This window comes from Kitasatospora sp. NPDC059088 (genome assembly GCF_042738155.1).
Taxonomy (GTDB): domain Bacteria; phylum Actinomycetota; class Actinomycetes; order Streptomycetales; family Streptomycetaceae; genus Kitasatospora.
In genome coordinates this window covers 4547-14636 of record NZ_JBHYGR010000087.1, presented here as the reverse complement: position 1 = coordinate 14636, position 10090 = coordinate 4547, and the positions used below count along the sequence as shown (strand labels likewise).

8 protein-coding genes are annotated in these 10090 nt (G+C 74.6%); all 8 read left to right on the top strand.

Annotated elements, in window-relative coordinates:
- Positions 1-173: 173 nt before the first annotated feature.
- The 8 genes from ACFWXO_RS30745 (at position 174) to ACFWXO_RS30710 (ending at position 9954) form a co-directional block, all read left to right on the top strand.
- The gene (locus ACFWXO_RS30745) at positions 174-821 is read left to right on the top strand and encodes an NUDIX domain-containing protein (protein WP_380527707.1); all 648 of its coding nucleotides are present in this window, start codon (positions 174-176) and stop codon (positions 819-821) included.
- 202 nt (positions 822-1023) lie between these two features.
- Positions 1024-3102, top strand: a complete 2079-nt coding sequence (locus tag ACFWXO_RS30740) for a tetratricopeptide repeat protein (protein WP_380527705.1) — start codon at positions 1024-1026, stop codon at positions 3100-3102.
- Between the two features lie 261 nt (positions 3103-3363).
- Positions 3364-4479, top strand: coding sequence for an alanine dehydrogenase (gene ald, locus ACFWXO_RS30735; protein ID WP_380527704.1), 1116 nt, complete (start codon positions 3364-3366; stop codon positions 4477-4479).
- A gap of 436 nt (positions 4480-4915) precedes the next feature.
- Positions 4916-5983, top strand: coding sequence for a ParA family protein (locus ACFWXO_RS30730; RefSeq protein ID WP_208869108.1), 1068 nt, complete (start codon positions 4916-4918; stop codon positions 5981-5983).
- 41 nt (positions 5984-6024) lie between these two features.
- Positions 6025-6540: a hypothetical protein gene (locus ACFWXO_RS30725; RefSeq protein ID WP_380527726.1), complete on the top strand. Its 516-nt coding sequence runs from the start codon at positions 6025-6027 to the stop codon at positions 6538-6540.
- A 152-nt stretch (positions 6541-6692) separates the two neighbouring features.
- Positions 6693-7571 carry a segregation and condensation protein A gene (locus tag ACFWXO_RS30720; protein ID WP_380527702.1) on the top strand — a complete coding sequence of 293 codons (879 nt, stop codon included), beginning with the start codon at positions 6693-6695 and terminating at the stop codon, positions 7569-7571.
- Positions 7572-7939: 368 nt separating this feature from the next.
- Positions 7940-8533, top strand: a complete 594-nt coding sequence (locus ACFWXO_RS30715) for an SMC-Scp complex subunit ScpB (protein WP_380408390.1) — start codon at positions 7940-7942, stop codon at positions 8531-8533.
- Between the two features lie 62 nt (positions 8534-8595).
- Positions 8596-9954, top strand: coding sequence for a pseudouridine synthase (locus ACFWXO_RS30710; protein WP_380527699.1), 1359 nt, complete (start codon positions 8596-8598; stop codon positions 9952-9954).
- Positions 9955-10090: the final 136 nt, after the last annotated feature.

Sequence of the window (10090 nt, the reverse complement as noted above, 5' to 3'; positions counted from 1 at the left end):
ACTAACACACCACCACACACCTCAACCCCCCCCCCCCCCCACACCCCGCCCATCCACCGCCCCGCCGCCCGGCGGGCCCCCGCCCGGGCCCCCCCCGGCCGGGGGCCCCCGGATTCCCGGGGGGCCCGCCGTTCGGCGTTAGATTGTGTCGTACTGACGAAAAGGGGAGAGCGATGGACGAGCAGAGCGACCTGGTGATCGCCGACACGGCCGAGGAGTGGGAGGTCCGGGCGAGCTCGACGCCGTTCCAGGGCCGGGTCACCGGCGTGCGCAGCGAGGAGGTCCGGATGCCCGACGGCAGCTGGTCCCGGCGCGACTACCAGACCCACCCCGGCTCGGTCTCCGTGCTCGCCCTGGACGACGAGCAGCGGGTGCTGGTGCTGCGCCAGTACCGCCACCCCGTCCGCCAGCGGCTCTGGGAGCTGCCGGCCGGCCTGCTCGACGTACCCGGCGAGAACCCGTGGCACGCCGCCCGGCGCGAGCTGTACGAGGAGGCCCACTGCCGGGCCGACACCTGGCGGGTCCTCGCCGACTACTACACCTCCCCGGGCGGCACCGACGAGGCGCTGCGGATGTTCCTGGCCACCGACCTCGCCGAGGCCGAGGGCCGGCGGTACGAGGCCGAGGGGGAGGAGCAGGAGATCGAGGTCGCCCGGGTGCCGGTGCCCGAGCTGATCCGGCTGATCCAGGCCGGGCAGCTGCACAACCCGACCCTGGTCACCGGCGTCCTCGCCGTGCACGCCGCGCTGACCTCCCCGGACGGCCTGGACGGGCTGCGCCGCCCGGACGCACCGTGGCCGGCCCGCCCCTTCGAGGTCTGACCGCCCGTCGGGGCGTGGGCGAACCAGCGGGGTTGATGCCTTGGGGTGATTCACCGGTTCGTACGACCGGATGTCACCTCCGATCAGTCGGACGGTCGAACTACGCTTCGCAGACAGGGCGCCCGTCCCGGGCCGCCTCCGCCGAGCGCAGCGGGCCTTCCGGCCGGACGCCGGGCGCGGGATGACGTCGGGAGTGGCACGGGTGGCGAGGAAGACGGCGACGATGGACCCCGGCCCCGACGCGCCCGCCGGCGCCGTCCCGGGGCTCGACCGGCTGCCCGCCGGGCCCGCCCTGTTCGCCGGGCGGCGCACCGAACTGGCCGCGCTGCGGGCGGCCGCGACCCGCCGGGTGAGCGGCCGCTGCCCCGTCCTGGTGCTGGCCGGGCGCCCCGGCTCGGGCCGCACGGCGCTCGCCGCCCGCTTCGCCCGGACCGCCGCCGCCGACTACCCGGACGGCGTGCTGTTCGCCCGGCTGTCCGCCCCGGACGGCGGGCGGGTGCCGCCGGGCCGGGCCGCCCGGCTGCTGCTGGAGCAGCTCGACCCGCAGGCCGCCGTACCACTGCCCGGCGCCGTCGAGGACGGACGGGACGAACCGGGCGGCGTGGCCCTGCGGGAGGCCCTGGCGGGACGCCGGGTGCTGCTGGTGCTGGACGACGTCCGGGACGCCGGGCAGCTGTGGCCGCTGCTCGCCGACGAGCCCGGCTGCCTGGTGCTCGCCACCACGGCCGGGCCGCTCACCGGCATCGAGGACATCGACCCGGTGATCCTCGGCGGGCTGGACCGGCAGGCCTCCGGGGAACTGCTGGCCGACCTGGTGGGCGGCACCCGGGTCTCCTGCGACCCGGTCGGCGCGGCCGACCTCGCCGAGGCCTGCGCCGCCGGGCCGGCCGCGCTGCGGCTGATCTCGCGGTGGCTGCGCGGCAACCCGAAGATCGCGGTCACCGACGCGGCGCGCGAGCTCACCCGGGCGGTGGGGGAGGAGTCCGAGGCCTCGGGCGCCAAGGGCACCGGGCGCGGCCGGGCGGGGAAGGCCGGGAAGGGCGCGAGGACCGCGAAGGCCGGCCGGACGCCGAGGACCGACGCGGCACCGGAGAAGAAGGAGGAGGGCGCCCAGGCGCAGGACGGGGCCGCGGAGCCCGCCGCCGCGCCCGAGCCGGCCGGCGACCCGTCGACCTGGGTCAAGCCCGAGCCCGCGCCCGCCGAGCCGGTGCCCGTCCCCGACAACGACCCGCTGCTGGGCGCCTTCACCCTGCTCTACCGGGGACTGTCGGCCGCCCAGGCACGGATGCTGCGCACCCTCACGCTCGCCCCGGCGCAGACCGCCGACCCGCGCACCGCCTCCGCCCTGGTCGGCTGCCCGGCGCCGGAGGCGGCCGCGACGCTGGCCGCGCTGGCCGAGCGGGAACTGCTCGGCGAGGAGGCTCCGGCCGCCGACGGCACCCCGCGCTACCGGGTGCCCGGGCGGCTCTACCAGCGGCTGGTCCGGCTGCGGGAGCAGGAGGACCGGCCCGCCGAGACCGAGCTCGCCCGGGCCCGGCTGCTGGAGCGGCTGGTCCGGCTGACCGAGTCGGCCCGCGCCCTGCTGGACCCGGCCGACGGCCCGGCCCCCGACCCGCTGCCCCCTGCGCTGCGGCTGGACTCGGCCGGGCACGCCCGGGACTGGCTGACGGCGGAGCGGGAGCTGCTGCTCGGCGCGGTGGCCGACGCGATCGGCCAGGGCGACCTGGACGGCTCGGCCGGCCGGCTGGTCACCGCGCTGCTGCGGGCCCTGCCGCTGACCGGCACGGCCGCCCCCGCCGACCTCTACCGGCTGCACGAGCTGGTGCTCACCGTCGCCGAGCGCAACGGGCGCCCCCGCCGGGCCTCGGCGGCGCTGCTCAACCTGGGCGACCTCCAGGCCTCGGCGGGCCGCTGGGAGCAGGCCGCCGGGCACTACCGGGCCGCCCTGGAGCACGCCCGGGAGGTCGGCGACGAACCGCTCTGCGCCCGGGCCCTGGAGGGCGCGGCGGGCTGCCACCGGGCGCTCGGCGACGCGGTGCGCGCCGCCGACTGGTACGGGCGGGCGCTCGGGCTGCGGCGGTCGCTGGGCGACCACGCGGCCGAGGCCCGGCTGCTGGCCCGGGTCGCCGAGGCGCACACCGCCCAGCGCCGCTTCGAGGAGGCCGACCGGGAGTACCGGGCCGCGCTGGCCGTGCTGCGCCGGATCGGCGACGAGCGCGGCCGGGAGGCGGTCGGCAGCGCCCTCGCCGACCTGCGGGAACGCGTCGACGGCGGGTGGTGAGGGCGGTTTCGGAGGTATCGTCGAAAGTGCCCTGTTACGACACCTATGACAGGTAAGTTCCAGTGGAAGCCTACGAACCTGCCAATGCCTTCGGCGAAATTGTTAGATTTGGAAGGCTGACAGGCCGCCTGGGCTTCATTACACTCGAACCCAGTCGCGCAGCGATCCCCTGCCCCGGCATGCCCGGAGGCTTCCCCACGTGCGCGTCGCCCACCGGTCTTCTCCGGTCGGGACCCCCATGGCAAGAGGACGTGTTCAGTCGTGAAGGTCGGCATCCCCCGCGAGGTCAAGAACCACGAGTACCGCGTGGCCATCACGCCCGCCGGCGTGCATGAGCTGGTCCGCAACGGCCACGAGGTCTACATCGAGGACAACGCCGGTCTCGGCTCCTCGATCCTTAACGAGGAGTACGTGGCCGCCGGCGCCACCATCCTCCCCACCGCCGACGAGGTGTGGGCCACGGCCGACCTGCTGCTGAAGGTCAAGGAGCCCATCGCCTCCGAGTACCACCGGCTGCGCAAGGGCCAGACCGTCTTCACGTACCTGCACCTCGCGGCCGACCGGGCCGGCACCGACGCGCTGGTCGCCTCCGGCACCACCGCGATCGCGTACGAGACCGTCCAGCTGGGCAACGGCGCGCTGCCGCTGCTCGCCCCGATGTCCGAGGTCGCGGGCCGGCTGGCCCCGCAGGTCGGCTCGTACCACCTGATGCGCCCGGCCGGCGGCCGCGGCGTGCTGCCCGGCGGCGTGCCCGGCACCCACCCGGCCAAGGCCGTCGTCATCGGCGGTGGCGTCTCCGGCTGGCACGCGGCCACCATCGCCATCGGCATGGGCTACGACGTGACCCTGCTGGACCGCGACATCAACAAGCTGCGTGAGGCCGACCGGATCTTCGGCACCAAGATCAAGGCCATCATGTCCAACTCCTTCGAGCTGGAGAAGGCCGTCCTGGACGCCGACCTGGTCATCGGCGCCGTGCTGATCCCGGGCGCCAAGGCCCCGAAGCTGGTCACCAACGAGCTGGTCTCCCGGATGAAGCCGGGCTCCGTGCTCGTCGACATCGCCATCGACCAGGGCGGCTGCTTCGAGGACTCGCACCCCACCACGCACGACGACCCGACCTTCCAGGTCCACAACTCGGTCTTCTACTGCGTGGCCAACATGCCGGGCGCCGTCCCGAACACCTCCACCTACGCGCTGACCAACGCCACCCTGCCGTACGTGCTGGAGCTGGCCAACCGGGGCTGGAAGGAGGCGCTGCGTCGTGACGCCGCGCTCGCCAAGGGCCTGAACGTCCACGAGGGCCAGATCACCTTCCCGGCCGTGGCCGAGGCCTTCGGCCTGGAGTCGGTCACGCTGGAGAGCGTGCTCGCCTGAACTCCCTGACCGCACGGCGGTCGTTCGCCCCCGACCCGATGCCCTCGGGTCGGGGGCTTCGCCGTGCCCGTGAACAGCGGGTGGACCGGGCGGGTCGCTCTGTCGTCAATTTCCGTCGGTGGTGTCACCCGACCCTCGGCGTCCCGCAGAAACGTTAGGGTCATGGGCCTGCTCATCCCTTGACAGCAGCCCGCCCGATAGTCGACACATCGTGCCCACTACCGTGGATTGTGTTGCTGCGAACGCCTTGAACGGCCTAGAGTCGCAAACCGTCGGCATGCTGCCACGCTGACGAATCGACATAGAGTCCTGGATCCCCAAGGAGGTAAGACGACTTGTGAATGAGTCGACAATTGCTCCCGGGGGTGGTCAGCCAGGACTGGCGGAGCTCACCGCCGGCCAGCCGAGTGAGGAGCCCGGGGCCCGGCAGGCATCCGTGGGCTCGGCCGAGGTCGGCTCGGTCGCACTCCGTACCTTCGAAGCACGCCAGAACACAGCGCAGGTGACCACGGTGACCGATCACGACGCCGACTTGGCGGCCTACGGCCTGGCCTACGGCGAGTTCGCCTACGGCGCCTACGACGACCCGGACGCCGAGTACGAGCCGGACCCGGAGTACGCGGCCACGCTGGCCCCCGACGCCGCGCGCCAGCGCCGCGAGCGGGTCGGCCCGACCGGCCGCCCGCTGCCGTACTTCCCGATCCCCGCGCCGGTCGCCGAGCACGGACCCGCCCAGATCATCGCCATGTGCAACCAGAAGGGCGGCGTCGGCAAGACCACGTCGACCATCAACCTGGGCGCGGCGCTGGCCGAGTACGGCCGCCGGGTGCTGCTCGTCGACTTCGACCCGCAGGGCGCGCTCTCGGTCGGCCTCGGCGTCAACCCGATGGAGCTCGACGTCACCGTCTACAACCTGCTCATGGAGCGGGGCCTGACGGCCGATGAGGTGCTGCTCAAGACCGCCGTCCCGGGCATGGACCTGCTGCCCTCCAACATCGACCTCTCCGCCGCCGAGGTGCAGCTGGTCAGCGAGGTGGCCCGGGAGTCCGCGCTGGCGCGCGCCCTCAAGCCGCTGCTGCCGGACTACGACTTCGTCATCATCGACTGCCAGCCCTCGCTGGGCCTGCTGACGGTCAATGCGCTGACGGCCGCTCACAGCGTGATCGTCCCGCTGGAGTGCGAGTTCTTCGCACTGCGCGGGGTCGCGCTGCTGACCGAGACCATCGAGAAGGTGTGCGAGCGGCTCAACCCCGAGCTGCGCCTGGACGGCATCCTCGCGACCATGTACGACTCGCGCACCGTGCACAGCCGCGAGGTGCTGGCGCGGGTCGTCGAGGCGTTCGGCGAGCACGTCTTCCACACCGTCATCGGGCGGACCGTGCGCTTCCCGGAGACCACCGTCGCCGGCGAACCGATCACGACCTACGCCACCAACTCGGTCGGGGCCGCCGCCTACCGCCAGCTCGCCAGGGAGGTGCTCGACCGGTGCCGCCCCGCCGAGTGAGTCTCCCGGGTGCCGACGAGCTGTTCCGGACCACCGGCGGGATGGCGCTGTCGCCGTCCCTCGCCCCGCGTCCGGCCGCCGAGGCATCCAGACCGGAGACCGCGCGGACCGTCAACGGCACGGAGGGCGCCGAGGGCACCGAGGCCGCCCAGGGGGCCCAGGACGACCGGCAGGCGCCCCAGGAGCAGCACCAGGGCGCCGCGGTGCCGCCGCCCGTCCAGCGGGCCGCCGGGGGCCAGGGCGCCGCCCCCGCGCCGGCGGGCCGCTCCCACGCCGGCGCCGCCGAGGAGCAGGCCGGCGCCGCCGGACGCGCCCGGCCGCGCGGCCGCGCGCCGCGCCGCCCGAGCGGGCGCGAGCGGCACGACGAGAAGATCACCGTGTACGTGTCCGCCGAGGAGCTCATGGACCTGGAGCACACCCGGCTGGTGCTGCGCGGCGAGCACGGCCTGGCTGTGGACCGCGGGCGGATCGTCCGGGAGGCGATCGCGGTCGTCCTGGCGGACCTGGAGCAGCGCGGCGAGGCCTCGATCCTGGTCCGGCGGCTGCGCGGCCGCTAGGGCCTGTTGCCCAGGTCTGTTTCCCGGGCCCGTGCGTCGGCCTGCCCCGGCCGCCGGTGGCGGCGTGCCGCGGGTCCGTGGCGGGCCGGTCGGCGGCGTGTCGCCGGGCCCGTGGCCGGACGGCCGGTGCGGGCGGGTGAAGATGGACCGCCATGCCGAGCACCGTCGAACCAGCCGCCAGCGCCGTGAAGGCCACCGAGGAGGAGCCCCGGGGCGGCTTCCGGGTACGGCTGGACAACTTCGAGGGCCCCTTCGACCTGCTGCTCGGCCTGATCGCCAAGCACAAGCTGGACGTCACCGAGGTGGCCCTGGCCACCGTGACGGACGAGTTCCTGGCGCACATCCGGGCGATGGGCCCGGACTGGGACCTGGACGCGGCGACCGAGTTCCTGGTGGTGGCCGCCACCCTGCTCGACCTCAAGGCCGCCCGGCTGCTGCCGGTGGCCGAGGTCGAGGACGAGGCGGACCTCGCCCTGCTGGAGGCACGTGACCTGCTGTTCGCACGGCTGTTGCAGTACCGGGCGTACAAGCGGGCGGCCGCGCTGTTCGGCGAGCGCTGGGCGGCCGAGCTGCTGCGCCGCCCCCGGGCCGTCGGGCTGGAGCCCCGGCACGCGGAGCTGCTGCCCGAGGTGGTCATCACCGTCGGCGCGGAGCGGCTCGCCCAGCTGGCGGCCAAGGCGATGGAGCCCAAGCCCGAGCCGGTGGTGTACGTGGACCACATCCACGCCCCGCCGGTCAGCGTGCGCGAGCAGGCCGCGCTGGTGGTCGGGCTGCTCACCGAGCTCGGCGAGGCCTCCTTCCAGCAGCTGGTCGCGGACGCGCCGGACACCCTGGTGGTGGTCGCCCGGTTCCTGGCGCTGTTGGAGCTGTACCGGGAGCGGGCGCTGGACTTCGAGCAGCCGGAGGCGCTCGGGGAGCTGCGGGTGCGCTGGGTGGCCGAGGAGGGCCGGGGCCCGGTCGAGGTGACGGACGAGTTCGACCGGCCCGCCGACGGTGCGGAGCGGGCCGAGGAGGAGGACGGGCGGCGATGAGTGGTGGCGAGGGCGTCGGGAAGGGCGTCGGGAGGCCGGTGCGGCGCCCGCTCGGGCTGCCGGGGCAGCCGCGGGCGGAGGAGTGGCTGGAGCCGGCCTTCGAGCTGCTGCCGGAGCCGGTGGCGGCTCCGGTGGCGCAGGCAGCTCAGGAAGCCCCGGTGGCGCCGCCGGGTGCCGCCGCGGAGTCGGGGGACGGCGGGCCCCGGGTGGTGCACCAGAAGTCGGGCCCGCTGACTTCCGGTGCGACGGAGTCGACTGGAACGGAGCCGACCGGAACGGAGCCGACCGGCGCGGAGGCGGTCGGAACGGATCCGTTGGGGCCCGGAGCGGTCGGGCCGGGGCTGCGGGCCGAGCTGGAGGCGATCCTGATGGTCGTCGACGAGCCGGTCGGCGAGGAGCGGCTGGCCGGGGTGCTGGAAAGGTCGCGGGCCGAGGTGGGCGCTGCGCTGCGCGGCCTGGCCGCCGAGTACACCGCCCAGGGGCGCGGCTTCGACCTGCGGCTGGTGGCCGGCGGCTGGCGGTTCTACAGCCGGGAGACCTGCGCAGAGGCGGTCGACCGCTTCCTGCTGGACGGCCAGCAGGCTCGGCTCAGCCAGGCCGCGCTGGAGACCCTGGCGGTGGTCGCCTACCGGCAGCCGGTGTCCAGATCACGGGTTTCCGCCGTCCGCGGTGTGAACTGTGACGGCGTGATGCGTACCCTGGTACAGCGAGGACTGGCGGAAGAGGCCGGATCCGAGCCCGAAACAGGTGCGATCCTGTATCGGACGACGAACTACTTCCTGGAACGGATGGGGCTCCGCGGCTTGGACGAGCTGCCGGAGCTCGCTCCCTTCCTGCCCGAGGTCGACGACGTGGAAGCGGAGTCCCTGGAGGGCACGATGATCGCGGAGGCGGTCTCCGCCGCTGCCGCGCAGGCCGCGGACGGCAGTGGCGAGGCCGATCGGGCAACGCCTGATCGGTAGGGGGAGGTGAGGTCGGCCGAGACGACCGCACATCCCAGACGGAACGACGTACGGACACTTTGATGCGTAGCAGTGGCAACGGCAGGAACGGCAGCGGCGGCGGTAGCGGTCGCGGCGGACAGGGCGGGGGTCGGGGCGGCTCCTACGGCGGCGGCAGCGGCGGCGGTCGCGGCGGTTCGGGCTCGGGCTCGGGTTCGCGCGGCGGTTCGTACGGCGGTGGCTCGTACGGTGGCGGCTCGGGTTCCGGTTCGGGTTCGCGCGGCGGTTCGTACGGCGGTGGCTCGTACGGTGGCGGCTCGGGTTCCGGTTCGGGTTCGCGCGGCGGTTCGTACGGCGGCGGTTCGGGTTCGGGTTCGGGCTCGCGCGGCGGTTCCTACGGGCGCGACGGCGGCCGTCGGGACGACCGGCGCGACGACCGGCGTGACGACCGCCGCTTCCCGGACCGCCCGCTGCGGCCCGAGGAGCGCAAGTACGACCGCCCCGAGTTCGGTGGCGGCCCGAACGCCACCCCGGCCCGCGGCGGCTTCACCGGCCGGCGTCCCGGCCCGGCTCCGCGCCCGCGCCGGGAGGGCCAGGGCGCCCCGGGCGACCCGCGCCGCCAGCCGCAGCGCTCGCGCGAGCTCCAGGCCAGGATCGAGGACGCCGTGCTGGCCCGGCACGACAAGCCGGCCGTCAAGCTGCCCAAGACCTTCGGCGAGCCCGAGGGCGAGCGCCTTCAGAAGGTGCTGGCCCGGGCCGGCGTCGGCAGTCGGCGCGCCTGCGAGGAGCTGATCGAGCAGGGGCGGGTCTCGGTCAACGGCAAGCAGGTCACCGAGCAGGGCAAGCGGGTCGACCCGGAGAAGGACGAGATCAAGGTCGACGGCCTGACCGTCGCCACCCAGTCCTACCTGTTCTTCGCGCTCAACAAGCCGGCCGGTGTGGTCTCCACCATGGAGGACCCGGACGGCCGCCAGTGCCTGGGCGACTACGTGACCAACCGGGAGACCCGGCTGTTCCACGTCGGCCGGCTGGACACCGAGACCGAGGGCATCATCCTGCTCACCAACCACGGCGAGCTGGCCCACCGCCTCACCCACCCGAAGTACGGCGTGACCAAGACCTACCTGGCCGCCATCCAGGGCCCGATCCCGCGTGACCTGGGCAAGCAGCTGGCCAAGGGCGTGGAGCTGGAGGACGGCTACGCGCGCGCCGACAGCTTCAAGGTGATCTCCAACGTCGGCAAGAACTACCTGGTCGAGGTGACCCTGCACGAGGGTCGCAAGCACATCGTCCGCCGGATGCTGTCCGAGGTCGGCTTCCCGGTCGAGAAGCTGGTGCGCACCCACTTCGGTCCGATCGCCCTGGGCGACCAGAAGTCGGGCTGGCTGCGCCGCCTGACCAACCCCGAGGTCGGCCAGCTGATGCGCGAGGTCGGCCTGTAGGACCCCGGCCGTACGGCCGTCGTTGGGGGGGGGGGGGGCCCCCCCCGGGGGGGGGGGGCGCGCGCGCGGGAGTGCGACGCGGCGCCCCCCCGGGGCACCCCCCAGGGCGCGGCCAAAATCGAGGGCCGCGCGTTGG